Here is a 16,649-nt window from a genome sequence, read left to right on the forward strand (position 1 = left end):
TGCGTAGAATTGGCTTCCACTCTGGGTTAGTCCACTTCATGCCAGAATCGAACGTTATCTCTCTGGATCCACCCGACCATCCATCAGAATGTACTGCGCCGCTTTACGCGCGTATTGATCAATCAAAGGAACAAGCCGAGTGAAATGCTCGCTGGCGCAGTGTGCATCGAGTGCTGCCCGGTCAGGCCACTCTTCAATGAAAATAAAATGCCCCGGATCCTTTTCATCCTGGTACAAATCATAAGCAATACACAAAGGCTCTTTCTTCGTTGCGGCGATGAGTTCGCGGTAGAAAGGGAGAACGGCTTCGACACACTCAAGTTTGATAAAATCTTCGGCGATGACCTTTAGCATGCGAACTCCTTCATTAAAAATGGTACAAGGCTCTTTACGTGTAATTCCAGCCTGAAGGGCTGGTCAGAGCCAGAAGCGGGCCTGGTAGACTCAAGAGGTTGGATATATTGAATGTTTAATCAAGATTTTTACTTACAGTAAGCTGTAGATAACAGCGTTCCAGTAACCGTTGCCCTGTCGACGATACTCTTTCCAGCCCATCGATACGAGTTCCTTTGCAATCAGTCGATTCATCACCCAATGACCCATAAGCAGAACAGGCCCGTTTACTACTTTTACCGATGTCACCAGGATATCCGCAGCCTGAACGGCGCGTTGTTTAGCTATTCCCAGGGACTCTACATTGCGGGAGATGCCACAAAACCACATGATACGAAAAACAGACGCCCAGAAGATGGGGGGTAACCTAAAAGCTGGAATGTGGAATACGGGCAAGTCAGCTTCTCTGAAAACTTCATCAATGAGGTCAGGTTCACGCCCTAATGCGGTCAGGGAAGAACGCGCTCTGGGAAGTGGACTACTTATGATGTGCAGTGCGCAGGATGCTAATGTTTTACTGAACTGTGGGGGCATATCGCTGCCCGTATCACAGAGATTATATTGTGAAATCCATTCGGCCATCTTGAGGCTCGTTACTCTCGAAGAAGCTGTGAAAGCAGGCTTTCCATGACGCATCAAAATAATTTCCATACATAGCTTCTTGTTCGTGGTCTTTTTGACGCAGACAGACTAACGCGATGAGGGCAGGGAGCACTACCACCATATTTAGTGATGGCTACGTGAAGGTTGTTTATCTATTCTACATTCTACCTTTATCAGCGAGCAGGCCGGAGTCGCTCTCTGTGGATAATCCATACAAAACCATCATTATCTTTATTCCCGTCTGGTGGGTAATAGATGAATTCAGGATAAAGAAAAAAACGTTCTGATCCCTGAATTGAAGAATTTGATGCCAGAGAACGCCATAAATGGCGCTATCTCAGATAGGAATGCCCCGTCAATTTTATGCTAATCACCTGGCCTGAACGCATATTTAGACGTGAATACAATTGACGATAGAGATCTGCGTTGTTATTAATATATTCATATTTTTCAGCATGATAAGGTTGAGGATTCCGATATGATTTCTTTTCGAGCGATGACAAAAGATGAGTATCCTGCTTATCTCGAATATTTCGTTAATGATTATGCATATGAGATCGAATCAAACTACGTGATCTCCCCTCGTGATTCTCTTGCCAGAGCGAAGCAGGAAATAGCGGAAATGCTTCCCGATGGAATTAATACACATGGGCAAGTATTAATGTGTATTGTTGCCCATTCGGACAATACTAACAATCATGTAGGTTATCTCTGGTACAAACCAGACTCGACTAAGCGCACTGTTTTTATCTACGATTTTCATATTTTCAACTCCTGTCAGGGATTAGGACTTGGCAAACAATCTCTACGTGCTTTCGAAGAGTATCTGCTGGCGAAAGGTTTTAAAGAGATCAGATTGCGTGTTGCAGGTGATAATGCTCGCGCCCGGCATGTTTATGAAACCAGCGGATTCGGAGTGACGGGTATCAATATGAGTAAATCTATTACGGATTGAGACACTGACACGCAATAAAAGCCGGCTGTATCGACGAAACTATGTTCGCTATTCGCTCATAACTGGCCCCGAGTCCTGATGTTTATTCGAGGCATGTCACACCACAAAATACTAACCAAAAGAAAACTAAGTGCTTCAAAACAGAGCAGAAAACTTTCCCAAAACGACAAATACAATTTTGTTAATCAAGGTGCTGCGTCATGAGTGATTGAGTCTTTTTTACAGACTGAAAGTTGAATAAATTGATATTTATCATAGAGTTGAAAAAATTCTATGCACTACTGGGCCACATGCAATGGTTCGAAGCCGCGGACCTGATCGTCAAAGAGATGGAAGGCGCGATCGCCGCGAAGACCGCGACCGATGACTTCGAACGTCTTCGGCGCTGCATATCTCGTCCCTGTCGCGCCGCAACTGTTACGACGGGTAAGTGAACGGGAAATACAGTTACAGTCTATGCAGGCATGAGCTATCACACATTCGGCTGGTTCATTTTACCCATGCCAGATAATGGCTTATATAAACCTGATATTCTTTGTCCATATTGTCAGGTAAATCATTTGGAGAAAAAAAAGCAAGCCCCAGCCCTTCTTCGGGGTCATTCACTATTTCTCCACTCCAGTCACCAGACCAGAAAAGGGATGTAACGACGTTGATTTTGTCCTGGTTGTGAAGTGTAAATGTATATTCCGGACCGGAAAAAACACCCAGTAAAGTCAGGTTGTGGACATCAAGATTGGTTTCTTCCTTAACTTCACGTATGGCAGTTTCTTCCAAAGACTCACCCGGTTCAAGAAGCCCACCGGGCAGGCCCCATGTTCCGTCCCGTCGATGTTGCAGGAGGATACGCTGATTTTGGTCTGTCAGAACGACATTAGAACCCGCCAGTAAAAGCAAACGATGACCAATCATGCTGCGCATCTGCTGTACATAGTCCATTACTCACTCCTTTTCGCATGGTCAAAACGGAGGATGCCGCAGCCATATCGTTTAGGATAACGAACTGCAGCAACGGCCAGGTTGTTCATGCCGTGGCGCGCGCGAAAAGTATATAACGCAATACGCTTGTTACCACCTATTTTGTCCGCGCTTTGTCGCTGCGCTAACTGCCTGGGTGCTTCATTAAAAAGCCGCGCAGTTGCCAGTCCCCAGACACCATTTTTATGGACCATCGGTGCGTAGCCCTGGACTGATGCCGCAAAGCACACCGCAGATCTTGTCGCTGTCGTCACAAGAAAAACAACCGTAGCCAACGCCGGATTGTACGCAACATGCTCGTAGATATTGCACCAGAAGCATGAACGTTAGGTTGTCATTGCTGATGAACGCGACATGGCAGGAGTGACTTTTCAAAGACATATGAGTCCTGAAGAAACACTAAAAGTGTATTGCCGGGAGAAGAGTCAGAAAAAATATCGTCGATTAACGTAACAGTATGTTCTGTCGCTGAAAAACAGAAAAGCGGAGGGGGAAAATGAGACTCTTCCATGAGCCAAAATCCCTCACAACTTAGGGCGATAGATAAAGGTCAGAATCAGCATGGCATAATTTCTGGTTAAAGCTATTTATATTATTTTTTTGTTCGTTAGTAGCGGGTTAACTGACTTACAAAACTATACCTTGCTATGTCGCGTTAATCATGCGTTAATGGAGTTCTGGTTTGTTATGAATTTATCTGAAGCAGTCACTAGAATAGTTTTATTATTTGTTCCTGTTGAGACTTCCTTGTTGGTTTTTCCTCTCTGATAATTTTTTTTCGGACCATTCTGCCCAAGGGCTTACTCAAAAAGGTAATGATTATGTCTAACAAAATGACTGGTTTAGTTAAATGGTTCAATCCTGAAAAAGGTTTTGGTTTTATCACTCCAAAAGATGGCAGTAAGGATGTATTCGTCCATTTCTCTGCTATCCAGAGTAACGATTTTAAGACGCTGAATGAGAATCAGGAAGTCGAGTTCGGTATCGAGCAAGGTCCAAAAGGTCCCTCGGCAGTTAACGTCGTGGCGCTTTAAGGAAACTGCTATTACTAATAATATTCACTTCAGATGCCCTTGTTGCCATGGGTCTCAGTACAGAACGTCGTCTTTCGATGTCACTGATAGAAATCCTTTCGGCGCGAAATGTATTTTTTGCAAAACTACAATGATAACATTCGATAATATTGCAATGTACATTCGTTCTGGTCAGTCTCCATTGGATTTCAGAAAATAAAACTCAGGCTCCTTTGGGAGCCTTTTTTATTTTTAAGCTATTCTTATTAACGGAATCATCACGGAATAATTATGAAAAAAGTGATAGTATTTTTTAATTCAGAATCGGCAGTAGTCGTATCAGTCATGAAGAGTATTACTACAATAATGCGTGAGTACCCTAATGGGGAAAAGGCACACCTGCAAGTCATGTCCGCAGGTTTCCCGTCTCTCACTGGAGATCATAAAATAGTTCATGTTGCCTCTGATCGGGCTGTCACTTCGGAAGAAATTATTGCGGCGGCATCAAAGCTCTTTAAATAACGACTCATAGTCCTCCATGAACGCCAGTAAAACTGCGGATTGCTGTTTGCTTCTTGAGCAGGTTTGGTATAAACCATATCCACTAACCTCTTGATTATTGAAACTTTACTTCATATCGTTTATAGATATCAGTGGTTGTATACGTTTTCACATGAATCATGGGATCTGCTGGGGGCATCGATGCCGTTACAGACCAAGAGGTGCATAATGAAAATCGAAGAGTTAAAGAGAAAAACTGAAGCGGATATTTCTGATTTTATTACCAAAAAAATAGTTGAGCTCAAAAAAAAGACAGGTAAAGAAGTCTCTGATATCCAGTTTACGGCGCGAGAGAAAATGACTGGGTTGGAAAGCTATGACATCAAAATTAATTTGATCTAGCGGTCATCGACAACCAGCGCTAATGAAAGCATCATCTTATAAAGAGAGGGTGCTTTTTTATTATCAAACTCAAACCACCTCCACTGGAGGTGGTTCCCGTTCATTTCACCCGCTACGTGATGTCGTTACGCTATTCAATCGCCTCGCAAAGTCGCGTCTTCATGTCACGGTAGGTCTGCGCAGCATAGCGTTCGGCCCACTGCTGATCGACAATCTTCTCGACCTTAACCGCACAATACTTGGTTTCCGGCGTTTTTGAGATAGGGTCGAGATTATCCTGCGTTAATTCATTACACGCGCCAATCCACCATTGATAGGTCATATACACAGCCCCGTGATTAATACGTTCGGAGACATCCGCCCGACTGATCACTTTTCCCCGGCGCGAGCTAACCCACACCAGATCGCGATGGCGAATGCCCGCCTTTTGCGCATCCTGCAAGCTGATTTGCACATAGCCGGGCTCATCGGCAAGCGCCTGCAGCGCGGCACAGTTACCGGTCATAGAACGACAGGAATAGTGACCGACTTCGCGCACCGTACACAAGACCAGTGGATACACCTCGTCAGGGACTTCCGCAGGGGCGCGCCACGGTGCGGCAAACAACTTGCCTTTACCGTCTTTTGTGTCAAAGCGGCTGTTTTCATACAGATATGGCGTACCGGGGTGGTCAAGGTCGGGGCAGGGCCACTGGATATGTCCCATATCGCCCATCTTTTCGTAAGTCACACCATAGAACAGTGGGCACAGCTCACGCATCTCATCCCAGATTTGCTGATTGTTTTCATAGTGCATGGGGTAGCCCATTTCGCTGGCAAGCAGGCTGATAATTTCCCAGTCGCGCTTCACGTCACCGGTAGGTTCAATGGCTTTTTCAAAGCGCTGGAAGCCCCGATCGGCACAGGTGAATACGCCGCCGTGCTCCCCCCAGGAGGTGGCGGGTAAAATAACGTCCGCCATCTCGGCGGTTTTGGTCATGAAAATATCCTGTACCACGACAAAATCCAGCGCCGCGAAACCGTCGCGCACCAGTCCCAGATCGGCTTCTGTTTGCAGCGGATCTTCCCCCATGATGTAGTAGGCTTTGATTTTGCCTTCCAGCGCCAGATGCGGAACTTCGGTGATGCGTGTGCCGACCTTGTCGTCCATCCGGCTGGCGTCGATTCCCCAGGCGCTGGCGAATTTCTCTCTGACGGCCGCATCGGTAACATCCTGATATCCGGGAAAGAGATTAGGTAATACGCCCATGTCGCAGGCTCCCTGGACGTTGTTCTGTCCTCGAACCGGGCCGACACCCACGTGAGGACGACCGAGGTTACCGGTCAACAGCGCAAGGCTCGATAATCCGCGGACCACATCGACGGCCTGACCAAACTGCGTCACGCCCATCCCCCACATTACGGTTGCTGAAGGGGCTGCGGCAAAGGTCCGCATCGCCTGACGCACCTGTGAGGCCGGAACGCCGGTTAAGTGCTCGACGGCTTCCGGCGAATAGTCCTTAACCGTCTGCCAATAGGCATCCAGCCCTTGCGTATGCTTGTGTACGTATTCTTTATCGTAAAGCTGTTCTTCAACGAGAACGTAACCAAAGGCGTTTACCAGCGCCATATTGCAACCGTTATTCAGTTGCAGATGCTGGTCAGCAATGCGGGCGGTTTCTATGCGGCGAGGATCGCAAACAATAATCTTCGCGCCATTCTGACGCGCGTTGATCACCCGACGCGCCACAATCGGGTGAGAGTCTGCACAGTTGTAGCCGAAGATCAGCAGGCATTTGGAGTTTTCTATGTCGCTGATGGAATTACTCATCGCGCCATTGCCCAGCGTTTCCTGGAGTCCGGCCACTGAAGGTCCGTGACACACGCGGGCGCAGCAGTCGACGTTGTTGGTGTTGAGGACCGCTCGGGCGAATTTCTGCATTACATAGTTGGTTTCATTGCCGGTGCCGCGTGAGGAACCGGTAGTCATAATGGCGCGCGGGCCCTCGCTGTCGCGAATTTCCAGTAAACGACGGGCGGTATAGCGGATCGCTTCATCCCAACTGACCGGGGTAAATTTGCCGCCTTTTTGGTAGCGGATCATCGGACGGGTGAGGCGGGGGGTCAGAAGGCGGGTATCGTTGAGAAAGTCCCAGCCATAGTACCCTTTCAGACAAAGCTGGTTCTGGTTGGTAACGCCCTCAGCCGCTTCGGCGCGGATGATTTTGTTATTTTCAACAACAAGCTTAAGCTTGCACCCGGCCCCACAGTAGGGACAGACACTGGTGATTTTTTTCATCAATAACAGACCTGTTAAAAGCTGAAATAGCGCAAATTGTGACGAAGCCAGCGCGGAGCCGCTGAAGCTTCGGGTTGTCGTCATGACGCAGAGGATAAGCACAATACGTGCCAGAGTGGCAAAGTCAGCGTTGACGCGGCTCCAGGCAGAGCCGACAGAAAAAATGACAGTGAATTCGACATAAATGACGAGCTGGCGTCAAAAAAAAGCCCGCACGAAGGCGGGCAAGAAATACTGGAAGCAATGTGAGCAATGTCGTACTAAATACCTGAGTTATTTACTCAACTATTCAGTGATGAGAAAGATAATCTTTATCATCTAAACTTGCAACCCCATCTTTTGTGGGAGAAATCAGAAAGCTCAATTAGGTGATGTACATCACAAATTTCAATTTCCTGACGATGTGCTATCCTTTTTAACGGCGAATAAACCGCTAACGTAAAATCGATAAGCGAGGAAAAAATGGGCATTATTTCATGGATTATTTTTGGTCTGATTGCAGGTATTCTGGCGAAGTGGATTATGCCTGGTAAGGATGGTGGTGGATTCTTTATGACGATCATCCTGGGGATCGTCGGTGCCGTGGTGGGGGGATGGATCAGTACCCTGCTTGGCTTTGGGAAAGTGGACGGCTTTAATTTCGGCAGCTTCGCGGTGGCGATTATTGGTGCTATCGTAGTGCTGTTTATCTACAGAAAAATCAAAAGCTAAGACGCAAAAATTGACTGACAAAAGGCGACCTGAGGGTGGCCTTTGTCATTTTGGGCCAGGTGTTACCACCAGCCCAGTTCGGTACCCAGCACCACAACTACCGCAACGACAATCATAATCAGCGTCGTTTTTTTCATGATTTACGCCCCCGGTGCGGCATAGCCACCGATAAAAAACCAGGCCAAAAAAACCACGGCCGTAATGAAAATGACGACGGGAAACAGTACACCCAGTCTCATGCGATCACCTGTCTGAATTATGCAAAGAGCTGCAAGGATAGCAGGGGTTAATGGGTGACAAAAGGGGTTTTATCCTCGCGCTTTTCGCTTATTCTGCGAGCGGCCAGGGCGTGACACGCAGGCACCCGGCAGGCTATTATTTCTCGGAATTGTCTTAACCAGAGTCGCGAGAGCGCAATGAGAGAAGTATGTTCCAGCTAAAGCCGGGCACCCTGGCGCTAATCATTGGTGCGAAAACGCCTGCCGGGCGCGGCAACATTGGCAAGTCGGTTGAATTATTTCATCTCTGCCAACCGGGTGAGGTATTTATTAACCCAGTGAATGGATTTACCACGATGCTACCGAAAGAGACGCCGCGTGCGCTCTGGCTGGTGACGGGGGAGGTGGTGTCGGCAAGCGGGCAGCAGGGTTTTGCCTGGGTGAGAGCGGAACACCTGATGCCGCTGCTGCCGGATATTCAGCCTGAAACGACGAATATCCGCAAATTACAACTCACGTAGCCAGTCCGCCAGCACAAGGGCGTGATTCTGTTCGCTGTTTTTGGCGGCATACAGCAGCGTCAGCGTCTGCTGGCGGGCAATCTGCGCCAGTCGCTCACCTTCCTGCTTCTGCGTGGCGAGTTCTGCGCGATACAACTCAGTAAAATGATGAAAATCGATCGTTTCTGCGTGAAAGGCTTTGCGCAGTTCTGTTGAAGGGGTGAGGTCTTTGACCCACTCATTCAGCGCGAGATCCGTTTTTTTGATCCCGCGCGGCCACAGCCGGTCAACCAGCACCCGGTAGCCGTCGCTGTTTTCTGCCGGGTCGTAGACGCGTTTACACTGAATATTCATGATTGTCTCTCTCCTCAATCCAGGCGCAAAACTCATCGAGCTGATGGTCGGAAAAAACCGTTATCCCGTGCTGGCGTAACAGCGCTGCGGCAACACCCGTTCCGGGATGACGTTGACCGCTGAAGCTGCCGTCGTAAATAAACTGACTGCCGCAGGTTGGGCTGCCGTCGGTGAGTAGCGCAACGTCACAGCCGGTCTCTTGCGCAGTACGAAGGGCCAACCAGGCGGCAAGCTGATAGTGCGCCGTGACATCATGACCACTCTGTTCGACAATGGCTGCACGCCCCTGCATGACGTCGTTGCCATCGGCCTGAACAATCTCCGCCGGTGGGCGAGGCGTCGGCAATCCTGCGGCCAGTTCCGGGCAGTGGATCACCAGGCGCTGTTCTGCCTGTAGGTGAGCTAACATCGCCGTTGGCCGGGCTTTCTCGCTGCCGTTATAACGCACCTTCAGCCCCATCAGGCAGGCGCTCACCAGAACCTTACTTTTCATTGCATTTGCCTCGACAAGCAGAAAAACAGCACCCGATCACTATATCACTTTGCGCGTGCCCATCCTTAAATTAAGGTATTGTGATGGCAGTAAAAGATCGGTAGGCTGAGGTTCCTTATGTTGTCCCCAATTGTTCTGACGTAAGGAATTCTCCATGGAAATATCCTCTGTAAAAGATACGCTGCGGATTGCGGTGGTGGGTGATTACAACGCTGGCATCACGGCGCATCAGGCGATTCCTCTGGCCATCGACGACGCCGCTGCGGTTCTGGAACTGGTGGCGGATTACGACTGGCTGGCCAGCACTGAAATCACCAGCGCAGAAGATCTGGTCGGCTATGACGCCATCTGGGTAGTACCCGGTAGTCCATACAAAAATACGCAAGGCGCGCTGACTGCCATCCGTTATGCCCGCGAAAACAGCATTCCCTTCCTGGGGACCTGCGGCGGTTTTCAACATGCCATCCTCGAATACGCCCGTAACGTGCTGGGGTGGTCGGATGCCGCCCATGCGGAAACTGACACGACAGGCCGGATGGTCATCGCGCCACTCACCTGTTCGCTGGTGGAAAAAACCGACGCTATCGAACTGCGACCCAACACTCTGATTGCCAAAGCGTATGGCCAGCCGGTGATTTCAGAAGCCTATCACTGCAACTATGGTATTGCCGAGGCGTTTGCAACTGAACTGGAAAGCGGCGATCTGCGCGTGACAGGCTGGGATGATAACGGCGAGATTCGGGCGGTGGAGTTGGTCACGCATCCCTTCTATGTGGCGACCCTGTTTCAGCACGAACGGGGCGCGCTGGCGGGTAAACCGGTTCCTCTTGTACAGGCGATGCTGCGCGCCGCGCAAGGCTAATCATCAGGGCAGAGCGGTGAGTCTGCCCTGAATCGTTCAGTCTGTTATCTCTTTATTACGCCCGGCATAGAGGCCGAAGACCGCCATCACGACCGCCAACGCTGCAACGGCCAGCAGCGGGATCTGCCAGCTTCCCTGGGAGTCATGGATCCTGCCCATCAGGGGCGGCCCGCAAGCGGCTAATAAATAGCCGACGGATTGCGCCATGCCGGAAAGTGCTGCCGCCTGATGTGCTGAACTGGCGCGCAGGCCGATGAAGGTCAGCCCCAGAATCATCGTCGCGCCGGAGCCAAATCCAAACAGCAGCGTCCACAGCACCGCCTGACCCGGCATAAACCAGAACCCAGCCGCACCCACTGCGCACATGAACGACACCAGCGCGGCGATGCTGCGCTGATCGTGAAAACGGTACAGCACCAGCGGAATGAGTAAACCGGGAGAGGCGGTCGCCAACTGGAGCAAACCGTGCAGCGAGCCGGCCTGTGCCTCACTGTAACCGTGGCTGATTAAGATAGCCGGCAGCCAGCCGATGATCACATAATAAATCAGCGAGTTAATCCCAAGAAATAACGTCACCTGCCAGGCCAGCGGCGAACGCCAGATGCCGCGCGCATGCAAAGTGCGCGAGGTGGTCACGTTCGCGCGGGCGGTATTGCGCCATTGCGGCAGCCAGACCAGAAATGCCAGCAGTGGGAACACCATCAGCAGCAGCAGCGCACCGCGCCAGCCGAATCCGCTCAGCGCCAGTGGAACCACCAGCGCAGAGCCCAGCGCGGCGGCGGCCCCCATCGTCAGGGAATAAGCGCCGGTCAGTCTGGCGACGTGCTGCGAAAAATCGCGCTTGATCAGACCCGGCAGCAACACGTTGCCGAGGGCGATACCACAACCGATGATGGCGGTGCCGAGAAACAGCAATGAGGCGGATGACAGAGAACGCACGGCAATCCCGGCGCAAATCAGTAACATCGCGACAAAGAGGCTGCGTTCCATACCAATACGGCGGGCAATGCCTGCGGCAAGGGGAGAAACCAGCGCGAACGCCAGCAGCGGCAGGGTGGTTAATAGCCCTGTCTGGGCCGTCGTGAGACCATAATCCGTGCGAATCGCATCCAGCAAAGGGGCGGCGCCGGTAAACGTCACGCGTAGCGTGGTGGCAATCATCAGGATACCCGCAATCAGCAGGGCTCCGTGGTTGCCGCGTGGTGGTGAAGAAGTCATTGTTCTCTCATATCAACAGGTGAGGCCGTACCTTACCGCGTTTATCTGCGTAACGAATCAAGCTAAAATGACAGTTTATCGCTAATTTCGGACAAAATAATGTACAGCCTGCGACTCGACGGTTACGACCCCGATCTTCACCACGATGCCGCCGTGGCGTTTCGTATCCGCGCCCGCCCGGACGAGCTGTTCAGTGCACAGCATCAGCATCGTAAAGGGCAACTGATTATGGCACTGCACGGGGCCGTCACCTGTGATGTTGAGTGCGCTATGTGGATGGTGCCGCCGCAGTACGCAGTCTGGATCCCCGGCGGCGTTCCTCACAGCAACCATGTGACGGCAGGCGCGGAGCTCTGCTTTCTGTTTATCGAACCGGATGCGGTCACTTTGCCGGGAAGATGTTGTACGTTAAAAATATCTCCGCTTTGTCGGGAACTGATCCTTTCTCTGGCGACGCGTAGCGACGGTCAGCGGGCAGAACCGCAGACGCAGCGCCTGACGCAGGTGTTGTTCGATGAACTCCCGCAGCAGCCACAGGAGCAGATGCAACTGCCGGTTTCTGCGCATCCGAAGATCCGCCGGATGGTTGAAACGATGGCGCGCGAACCGGCGCAGTGGCAGACGCTTGGGCAGTGGGCCAGTGTATTTGCGATGAGCGAGCGCAATCTCGCCCGGCTGGTCGTCAGGGAGACGGGGCTCAGCTTTCGTCGCTGGCGTCATCAGCTCCAGCTTATTCTGGCTTTACAGGCCCTTGTCGGGGGGCACAACGTGCAGCAGGCAGCGCAACTGTTGGGATACGACTCAACCACCGCGTTCATCACCATGTTCAAAAAAGGCCTGGGCCAGACGCCAGGCCGTTATCTGGCGGGGTTGACTACTGCCTTCCCACAATAAGCGAGACAAGACCGGCGGCGATAAGCGGCCCGACAGGCACACCGCGAAACAAGGCCACGCCAAGCACCGTACCGACCAGCAACCCGGCGACCAGTTGGGGTTGGCTACCCATCAGCGTCACACCGCGACCGCCGAGCCACGACACCACCACGCCAACCACAATCGCCACCAGTGATTTCCAGTTAAGGAAAGAGTGGATCAATGTAGAAGGCGGCAGCGTCCCGCTGGCGATCGGCGCCATGACGCCAATCGTCAGGATAATAATCCCGATGGTTAGCCCTTGTTTTTCAATCCACGGGAAAAAGGTATTGAGCGGAGTAACGCGGACAATAATCAGCACCAGAATTGAAACGGCGACAGTGGTGTTATGGCTGACAAAGCCCAGAGCTGCCAGTCCAAGCAGAACCAGCAGAGTGACATCAAACATCGTTGTTTCCTTGCCAAAAAAAGTTAAGCCTGTTTACTTTACGCTCAAACGCAATGCAGAACAGACTTTTTTAGAATCAGGCCGCTATTTTCAGGCAAATGCATGATGGCGAAAAAACAGACGATTTTGGTGTTTTGTCATCAAATTGCCATTATCGCGGGCTATCAATAACAGGTGAGCAGGTATCTCTCATTATGAGGTGTAGCCATGAACGATCACATGTTTATTGAGACGCTAATTATTAGCTCATCCTTTTTCGCCATTGCCGCCGTTATTGTGATCTCTGTGTTAATTCTCGAACGCGGTAGCTGAATGTCTACGATACGCGGTGAAATGCCACCCGTTCAGGCTGAGCAATGCGCAGATAATCGTCAGTATTGAGAATGATCGACTTCGTGAGCACACCAGCGTTAAAGGCAATTTCGCTATAGCGCTCGAAGAGCAGCGGATCGGCAACCAGTTTTAGCTGCGGATGAAAACTGAAGGGCGGAATCGCACCAAACACGCAACCGGTGAGCGCGTCTACCTCTGCCGGGCTGGCGAGAGAGGCACGCAGGCCGCCAAGACAGGTAGCCAGTTGACCGAGGTCGGCTTGTTGATCGGCGGGCAAAATCGCCAGTACATGCTGATTCACTCCATTGCCTTTGACTTTGCAGACCAGCGCCTTTGCTCCCTGACCCAGTGCGGTGCCCCGAATTTCTGACACTGCCTCGCATTTGCCCACGGCCTCATGGCTGACGATGCGATAACGGGCGCCCTCCAGAGATAATAAATCGAGTAAACGCTGATGGGTGTCGCTGCCTTTTTCCATTTCGCTCATCTTTCACTCCTGTTCGCGCGAAAAAAACACGGGACAGATTATCACGAACGCTGGCGATTTTGGTGCTTGTTGAGGTAAAGCTGCTCGTCAGACGCGGTGTAGGCATCATGCAGCGTATCGTTCGGCTGCATGCTGTAACTTCCTGATGAAAAACGAATATCCCTCTCCGGCGCGACGGTTCGCAGATGGCTGGCAATCCGTTCCGGCAGACGAGCAGCCATGTCTGGCTCGGCGTCTATCAGAATGATGCAAAACTCATCACCGCCCAGGCGGATGGCGTAATCACTTTTACGTACCGACGCCTCGATGGCTTTCGCCAGCAATGTGATCGCCCGATCGCCCGCGTGATGCCCCAGCGTATCGTTTATCATCTTCAGCTTATCGAGGTCGATGGCGATAAAGGTCACCGGCACACCGGCGCTGACCAACCGTTGTAATCGTTGCTCAAGCGTCGGGGTTAAAATTTTACGGTTATACAGCCCCGTCATCGCATCACTGATATTTTCGCGGGTGACATTGTGGTAAAGGCGGAAATGCAGTCTGACCATATTGAGGAGCAGGGCGGTCGCCAGCAGGTAAAACAGAAACAATTTCCAGGAAGAGACAATGAAATACAAAATATCGAGTGACAGCTCGACGTGCAGGCCACCGGGAAGATTGCTGACATAATTGACGTACGGGAAAAGGTTATTTTCGCTTTGATGAATAATAATTGTTTTATCTGAGTCGGTATCGGTGACGCTGGCATTGAGATAACGCCAGACCAGGGGACGATCGTGGGTAAACACAATATTTTGCAAATTGTGTTTGTTAATATCCACCATCACGATGCCTTTTAGCTTACCGTTCAGATAGACCGGTGTTAAAAAACTCATCACATTAAGTTCAGTACGATCGTCCTGATAGATACTCGACAGCACGGTCCGGCCAGAAAACAATTCATCAATATCAGCCTGATGAATACCTAATGAGCCTTTCTGTAAAAAAGCCCAATGATGCATGGCAAACTGATGCGTATTGATCAAATCATAGAAGTAAATATATTGATTCTGTAAATCCAGATAATAATGAAATTTCTCTTCTGAGATGGCGAGTCCTTTTCCATAATCAACCTGTTCCCGGTTAACCTTCACAGCCTGGTCAAAGGCAGGGAGCAGGAGTACATCGTCCGCGATGCGCGCGCAGTCCGCAACAGAAGTCTGTAACGTGCCGTTGAGCGCGGGATAATTATGCCTCGTCAGATTCAGACCATACACCGAGTTGGCACTTTCAAACGCCTGACAAAGGGTATTGCGCGCCGCGACAGAGACCGTTTTCTCCGGCGAGGCTAGCGTGCGCATCAGATGGGCGGCAATACTCTGGTTCTGGTATTTATCATACAGAAACGAGGAGTCTGCTTTTTCGATGATATAGCGCATATAGCCATTCATTGCCTTATGACTGGCAATAAGTTCGTAGATCAAAAAGGAGGATGTCAGAACGACAACGCTTGCGGAAATAAAGAGCCTGAGCGCTTTATGAGGCAATTTCATGATGAACAGCAACCCTCCTGGTCAGATAATCTATTTTATCACACGTCACAGGTGCAACCTACCGACCAACGGGAATAGTGAGTACAAAAGGCATGAAATGAACCAGCCAGGAGATTATTTACCTGGCTGGTTGCGGTTTAATTGACGCTGGTGGTACCTTGTTTTTGAAAAAGCTCGCGGAACACCGGATAAATATCATCCTGGTCGCGAATATGCTGCATCGCAAAATTATCAAAAGTGGACTGCAGATGCTCATATTCGCGCCATAATGTCTGATGCGCACGGCGGGTAATTTCGATGTAACTGTAATAGCGAACCACGGGCAACAGTTTTTTCGCCAGAATTTCATGGCACAGCGGGGAGTCATCCGCCCAGTTATCACCATCGGATGCCTGTGCCGCGTAAATGTTCCACTGCGCAGGATCGTAACGCTCTTTCACGACGTCATCCATCAGCTTCAGGGCGCTGGAGACAATGGTTCCCCCGGTTTCCTGAGAGTAGAAGAACTCATGCTCGTCGACCTCTTTCGCCTGAGTGTGATGACGGATGTAGACCACTTCCACGTTTTTATACGTTCGGCTCAAGAACAGATAGAGCAGAATATAAAAGCGTTTGGCCATGTCCTTCGTCGACTGATCCATGGAGCCGGAGACATCCATCAGGCAGAACATGACCGCCTGGCTGGAAGGATCGGGACGCTTCTCATAATTTTTATAACGTAAGTCGAAGGTGTCGATGAACGGCACGCGCTCGATTTTGGCCCGCAGTTCGGCAATCTCTTTGCGTAGCCGTTCCTCCTCCAGAAGTTGCGCCGGTTCGCTCTTGCTGATGGTGTCGAGATCCTGCTCCAGCGCGTGCAGTTCGCGTCGTTTGCCTGCCGTCATGGCCGTACGCCGGGCGAGGGAGTTTTGCAACGACCGCACGACGCTGATATTGGCCGGAACGCCGTTGGCGGTATAGCCCGCACGATGCGTTTTATACTCCGTAAGCTGACGCTGCTGATTTTGCTTCAGATTAGGCAGCGCTAAGTCTTCGAAAAGCAGATCCAGGTATTCATCTTTGGAGATCTGAAAGACGAATTCATCCTGGCCTTCACCGTCCTGACTGGCCTGACCCTGTCCACTTCCTGAACCCCCGCCGCCACCCTGTGGGCGCTCAATGCGGTCATTCTGCACGAAATGGTCGTTTCCCGGATGAACGCGATGGCGCAGGCCGCCGCGTCCCTGATGAAACATCGGTTCGCTAATATCTTCCGTCGGAATGGAGACAGATTCACCGCTGTCTACATCGGTCACCGAACGCTTGTTAATGGCCTCGGAGATCGACTGTTTAATTTGTGCTTTATAACGGCGTAAAAAGCGCTGGCGGTTAACCGTGCTCTTATTTTTACCGTTAAGTCGTCGGTCAATGAACCAGGTCATATGTCCCCCGTACTGCATTTGCCAACTTTATGCGGCACCTGTAGTGCCAGATACGCCTCGCTTATCCGGCCTACGG

At 50.8% G+C, this 16,649-nt stretch carries 23 protein-coding genes and 1 pseudogene; 11 read left to right on the forward strand and 13 right to left on the reverse strand.

The genetic code is table 11. The features are described 5' to 3' along the window. Positions 1-54 precede the first annotated feature (54 nt). Complete coding sequence (locus OGY35_RS18790; protein ID WP_286633109.1) at positions 55-354, reverse strand: putative quinol monooxygenase; 300 nt, start codon at positions 352-354, stop codon at positions 55-57. Positions 355-486: 132 nt separating this feature from the next. After that, the gene (locus OGY35_RS18795) at positions 487-1,044 is read right to left on the reverse strand and encodes a histidine phosphatase family protein (RefSeq protein WP_286633110.1); all 558 of its coding nucleotides are present in this window, start codon (positions 1,042-1,044) and stop codon (positions 487-489) included. A 430-nt stretch (positions 1,045-1,474) separates the two neighbouring features. Between OGY35_RS18795 and OGY35_RS18800 the strand changes: the two genes are divergently transcribed. Both OGY35_RS18800 and OGY35_RS24600 read left to right on the forward strand, forming a co-directional pair. Beyond that, positions 1,475-1,951, forward strand: a complete 477-nt coding sequence (locus OGY35_RS18800) for a GNAT family N-acetyltransferase (protein ID WP_286633111.1) — start codon at positions 1,475-1,477, stop codon at positions 1,949-1,951. Positions 1,952-2,229: 278 nt separating this feature from the next. Further along, positions 2,230-2,385 (forward strand): annotated as a pseudogene (locus OGY35_RS24600) (hypothetical protein); the annotation flags it as partial. Between the two features lie 55 nt (positions 2,386-2,440). On the opposite strand, the gene OGY35_RS18805 reads toward OGY35_RS24600, so the two are convergent. Together OGY35_RS18805 and OGY35_RS18810 are read right to left on the reverse strand one after the other, a co-directional pair. Then, complete coding sequence (locus OGY35_RS18805) at positions 2,441-2,890, reverse strand: NUDIX hydrolase (RefSeq protein WP_286633112.1); 450 nt, start codon at positions 2,888-2,890, stop codon at positions 2,441-2,443. After that, positions 2,890-3,123, reverse strand: coding sequence for a hypothetical protein (locus OGY35_RS18810; protein ID WP_286633113.1), 234 nt, complete (start codon positions 3,121-3,123; stop codon positions 2,890-2,892). Before OGY35_RS18810 ends, OGY35_RS18805 begins: the two co-directional genes overlap by 1 nt. A gap of 627 nt (positions 3,124-3,750) precedes the next feature. On the opposite strand from OGY35_RS18810, the gene cspI reads away from it, so the two are divergent. The 4 genes from cspI (at position 3,751) to OGY35_RS18830 (ending at position 4,845) form a co-directional block, all read left to right on the forward strand. Then, complete coding sequence (gene cspI, locus OGY35_RS18815) at positions 3,751-3,963, forward strand: cold shock protein CspI (RefSeq protein ID WP_152406342.1); 213 nt, start codon at positions 3,751-3,753, stop codon at positions 3,961-3,963. Positions 3,964-3,973: 10 nt separating this feature from the next. After that, positions 3,974-4,162 carry a cold shock small protein YmcF gene (ymcF, locus tag OGY35_RS18820; protein ID WP_080950054.1) on the forward strand — a complete coding sequence of 63 codons (189 nt, stop codon included), beginning with the start codon at positions 3,974-3,976 and terminating at the stop codon, positions 4,160-4,162. 71 nt (positions 4,163-4,233) lie between these two features. Beyond that, positions 4,234-4,464 carry a hypothetical protein gene (locus OGY35_RS18825; protein WP_152404975.1) on the forward strand — a complete coding sequence of 77 codons (231 nt, stop codon included), beginning with the start codon at positions 4,234-4,236 and terminating at the stop codon, positions 4,462-4,464. 207 nt (positions 4,465-4,671) lie between these two features. Continuing rightward, on the forward strand, positions 4,672-4,845 hold the full coding sequence (locus tag OGY35_RS18830; RefSeq protein WP_152404974.1) for a GnsA/GnsB family addiction module toxin: 174 nt from the start codon (positions 4,672-4,674) through the stop codon (positions 4,843-4,845). Between the two features lie 130 nt (positions 4,846-4,975). Here OGY35_RS18830 and fdhF read toward each other — a convergent pair whose 3' ends face one another. Next, the gene (gene fdhF / locus OGY35_RS18835) at positions 4,976-7,123 is read right to left on the reverse strand and encodes a formate dehydrogenase subunit alpha (RefSeq protein ID WP_286633114.1); all 2,148 of its coding nucleotides are present in this window, start codon (positions 7,121-7,123) and stop codon (positions 4,976-4,978) included. A 462-nt stretch (positions 7,124-7,585) separates the two neighbouring features. On the opposite strand from fdhF, the gene OGY35_RS18840 reads away from it, so the two are divergent. Further along, entirely contained in the window at positions 7,586-7,834 is a 249-nt protein-coding gene (locus OGY35_RS18840) for a GlsB/YeaQ/YmgE family stress response membrane protein (protein WP_046479627.1), read from the forward strand. Between the two features lie 140 nt (positions 7,835-7,974). Here OGY35_RS18840 and OGY35_RS18845 read toward each other — a convergent pair whose 3' ends face one another. Then, on the reverse strand, positions 7,975-8,073 hold the full coding sequence (locus OGY35_RS18845; protein WP_152404972.1) for a YoaK family small membrane protein: 99 nt from the start codon (positions 8,071-8,073) through the stop codon (positions 7,975-7,977). Between the two features lie 188 nt (positions 8,074-8,261). Here OGY35_RS18845 and OGY35_RS18850 point away from each other — a divergent pair, with 188 nt between their 5' ends. Beyond that, complete coding sequence (locus OGY35_RS18850) at positions 8,262-8,573, forward strand: hypothetical protein (protein ID WP_178825454.1); 312 nt, start codon at positions 8,262-8,264, stop codon at positions 8,571-8,573. On the opposite strand, the gene OGY35_RS18855 is transcribed toward OGY35_RS18850, so the two are convergent. Then, on the reverse strand, positions 8,559-8,906 hold the full coding sequence (locus OGY35_RS18855; protein WP_178825456.1) for a DUF488 domain-containing protein: 348 nt from the start codon (positions 8,904-8,906) through the stop codon (positions 8,559-8,561). The two genes, OGY35_RS18850 and OGY35_RS18855, sit on opposite strands and share 15 nt — an antisense overlap. Next, a complete protein-coding gene (locus OGY35_RS18860) occupies positions 8,890-9,399 on the reverse strand; it encodes a 2-thiouracil desulfurase family protein (protein WP_152404969.1) in 510 nt (169 codons plus the stop codon). Before OGY35_RS18860 ends, OGY35_RS18855 begins: the two co-directional genes overlap by 17 nt. 154 nt (positions 9,400-9,553) lie before the next feature. Here OGY35_RS18860 and OGY35_RS18865 point away from each other — a divergent pair, with 154 nt between their 5' ends. Beyond that, complete coding sequence (locus OGY35_RS18865; protein WP_286633115.1) at positions 9,554-10,261, forward strand: CTP synthase C-terminal region-related (seleno)protein; 708 nt, start codon at positions 9,554-9,556, stop codon at positions 10,259-10,261. A 36-nt stretch (positions 10,262-10,297) separates the two neighbouring features. Here the strand turns inward: OGY35_RS18865 and OGY35_RS18870 are convergent, their stop codons facing one another. Beyond that, entirely contained in the window at positions 10,298-11,479 is a 1,182-nt protein-coding gene (locus tag OGY35_RS18870; RefSeq protein ID WP_286633116.1) for a CynX/NimT family MFS transporter, read from the reverse strand. Positions 11,480-11,578: 99 nt separating this feature from the next. Between OGY35_RS18870 and OGY35_RS18875 the strand changes: the two genes are divergently transcribed. Then, positions 11,579-12,373, forward strand: coding sequence for an AraC family transcriptional regulator (locus OGY35_RS18875; protein WP_152404966.1), 795 nt, complete (start codon positions 11,579-11,581; stop codon positions 12,371-12,373). Here OGY35_RS18875 and OGY35_RS18880 read toward each other — a convergent pair. After that, the gene (locus OGY35_RS18880; RefSeq protein ID WP_042319499.1) at positions 12,354-12,800 is read right to left on the reverse strand and encodes a DUF441 domain-containing protein; all 447 of its coding nucleotides are present in this window, start codon (positions 12,798-12,800) and stop codon (positions 12,354-12,356) included. The genes OGY35_RS18875 and OGY35_RS18880 overlap by 20 nt on opposite strands. A gap of 207 nt (positions 12,801-13,007) precedes the next feature. On the opposite strand from OGY35_RS18880, the gene yoaI reads away from it, so the two are divergent. Continuing rightward, on the forward strand, positions 13,008-13,112 hold the full coding sequence (gene yoaI, locus OGY35_RS18885; RefSeq protein WP_094465381.1) for a small membrane protein YoaI: 105 nt from the start codon (positions 13,008-13,010) through the stop codon (positions 13,110-13,112). 4 nt (positions 13,113-13,116) lie between these two features. Here the strand turns inward: yoaI and OGY35_RS18890 are convergent, their stop codons facing one another. From OGY35_RS18890 to OGY35_RS18900, 3 genes are all read right to left on the reverse strand, one after another. Beyond that, positions 13,117-13,620 carry a YbaK/prolyl-tRNA synthetase associated domain-containing protein gene (locus OGY35_RS18890; protein ID WP_286633117.1) on the reverse strand — a complete coding sequence of 168 codons (504 nt, stop codon included), beginning with the start codon at positions 13,618-13,620 and terminating at the stop codon, positions 13,117-13,119. 41 nt (positions 13,621-13,661) lie between these two features. Next, on the reverse strand, positions 13,662-15,152 hold the full coding sequence (gene dgcJ, locus OGY35_RS18895) for a diguanylate cyclase DgcJ (RefSeq protein ID WP_286633118.1): 1,491 nt from the start codon (positions 15,150-15,152) through the stop codon (positions 13,662-13,664). A gap of 137 nt (positions 15,153-15,289) precedes the next feature. Further along, positions 15,290-16,573, reverse strand: a complete 1,284-nt coding sequence (locus tag OGY35_RS18900) for a YeaH/YhbH family protein (RefSeq protein ID WP_152404963.1) — start codon at positions 16,571-16,573, stop codon at positions 15,290-15,292. Positions 16,574-16,649: the final 76 nt, after the last annotated feature.

Source organism: Citrobacter sp. Ct235, assembly GCF_030332305.1.
Classification (GTDB): domain Bacteria; phylum Pseudomonadota; class Gammaproteobacteria; order Enterobacterales; family Enterobacteriaceae; genus Citrobacter_A; species Citrobacter_A telavivensis.

What these genes read in the sequence shown, in the direction of transcription:
- OGY35_RS18790 (WP_286633109.1), bottom strand. Translation starts at nt 354, where the DNA reads ATGCTAAAGGTCATCGCCGAAGATTTTATCAAACTTGAGTGTGTCGAA.
- OGY35_RS18795 (WP_286633110.1), bottom strand. Translation starts at nt 1,044, where the DNA reads ATGGAAATTATTTTGATGCGTCATGGAAAGCCTGCTTTCACAGCTTCT.
- OGY35_RS18800 (WP_286633111.1), top strand. Translation starts at nt 1,475, where the DNA reads ATGATTTCTTTTCGAGCGATGACAAAAGATGAGTATCCTGCTTATCTC.
- OGY35_RS18805 (WP_286633112.1), bottom strand. Translation starts at nt 2,890, where the DNA reads ATGGACTATGTACAGCAGATGCGCAGCATGATTGGTCATCGTTTGCTT.
- OGY35_RS18810 (WP_286633113.1), bottom strand. Translation starts at nt 3,123, where the DNA reads ATGGTCCATAAAAATGGTGTCTGGGGACTGGCAACTGCGCGGCTTTTT.
- cspI (WP_152406342.1), top strand. Translation starts at nt 3,751, where the DNA reads ATGTCTAACAAAATGACTGGTTTAGTTAAATGGTTCAATCCTGAAAAA.
- OGY35_RS18825 (WP_152404975.1), top strand. Translation starts at nt 4,234, where the DNA reads ATGAAAAAAGTGATAGTATTTTTTAATTCAGAATCGGCAGTAGTCGTA.
- OGY35_RS18830 (WP_152404974.1), top strand. Translation starts at nt 4,672, where the DNA reads ATGAAAATCGAAGAGTTAAAGAGAAAAACTGAAGCGGATATTTCTGAT.
- fdhF (WP_286633114.1), bottom strand. Translation starts at nt 7,123, where the DNA reads ATGAAAAAAATCACCAGTGTCTGTCCCTACTGTGGGGCCGGGTGCAAG.
- OGY35_RS18840 (WP_046479627.1), top strand. Translation starts at nt 7,586, where the DNA reads ATGGGCATTATTTCATGGATTATTTTTGGTCTGATTGCAGGTATTCTG.
- OGY35_RS18845 (WP_152404972.1), bottom strand. Translation starts at nt 8,073, where the DNA reads ATGAGACTGGGTGTACTGTTTCCCGTCGTCATTTTCATTACGGCCGTG.
- OGY35_RS18850 (WP_178825454.1), top strand. Translation starts at nt 8,262, where the DNA reads ATGTTCCAGCTAAAGCCGGGCACCCTGGCGCTAATCATTGGTGCGAAA.
- OGY35_RS18855 (WP_178825456.1), bottom strand. Translation starts at nt 8,906, where the DNA reads ATGAATATTCAGTGTAAACGCGTCTACGACCCGGCAGAAAACAGCGAC.
- OGY35_RS18860 (WP_152404969.1), bottom strand. Translation starts at nt 9,399, where the DNA reads ATGAAAAGTAAGGTTCTGGTGAGCGCCTGCCTGATGGGGCTGAAGGTG.
- OGY35_RS18865 (WP_286633115.1), top strand. Translation starts at nt 9,554, where the DNA reads ATGGAAATATCCTCTGTAAAAGATACGCTGCGGATTGCGGTGGTGGGT.
- OGY35_RS18870 (WP_286633116.1), bottom strand. Translation starts at nt 11,479, where the DNA reads ATGACTTCTTCACCACCACGCGGCAACCACGGAGCCCTGCTGATTGCG.
- OGY35_RS18875 (WP_152404966.1), top strand. Translation starts at nt 11,579, where the DNA reads ATGTACAGCCTGCGACTCGACGGTTACGACCCCGATCTTCACCACGAT.
- OGY35_RS18880 (WP_042319499.1), bottom strand. Translation starts at nt 12,800, where the DNA reads ATGTTTGATGTCACTCTGCTGGTTCTGCTTGGACTGGCAGCTCTGGGC.
- yoaI (WP_094465381.1), top strand. Translation starts at nt 13,008, where the DNA reads ATGAACGATCACATGTTTATTGAGACGCTAATTATTAGCTCATCCTTT.
- OGY35_RS18890 (WP_286633117.1), bottom strand. Translation starts at nt 13,620, where the DNA reads ATGAGCGAAATGGAAAAAGGCAGCGACACCCATCAGCGTTTACTCGAT.
- dgcJ (WP_286633118.1), bottom strand. Translation starts at nt 15,152, where the DNA reads ATGAAATTGCCTCATAAAGCGCTCAGGCTCTTTATTTCCGCAAGCGTT.
- OGY35_RS18900 (WP_152404963.1), bottom strand. Translation starts at nt 16,573, where the DNA reads ATGACCTGGTTCATTGACCGACGACTTAACGGTAAAAATAAGAGCACG.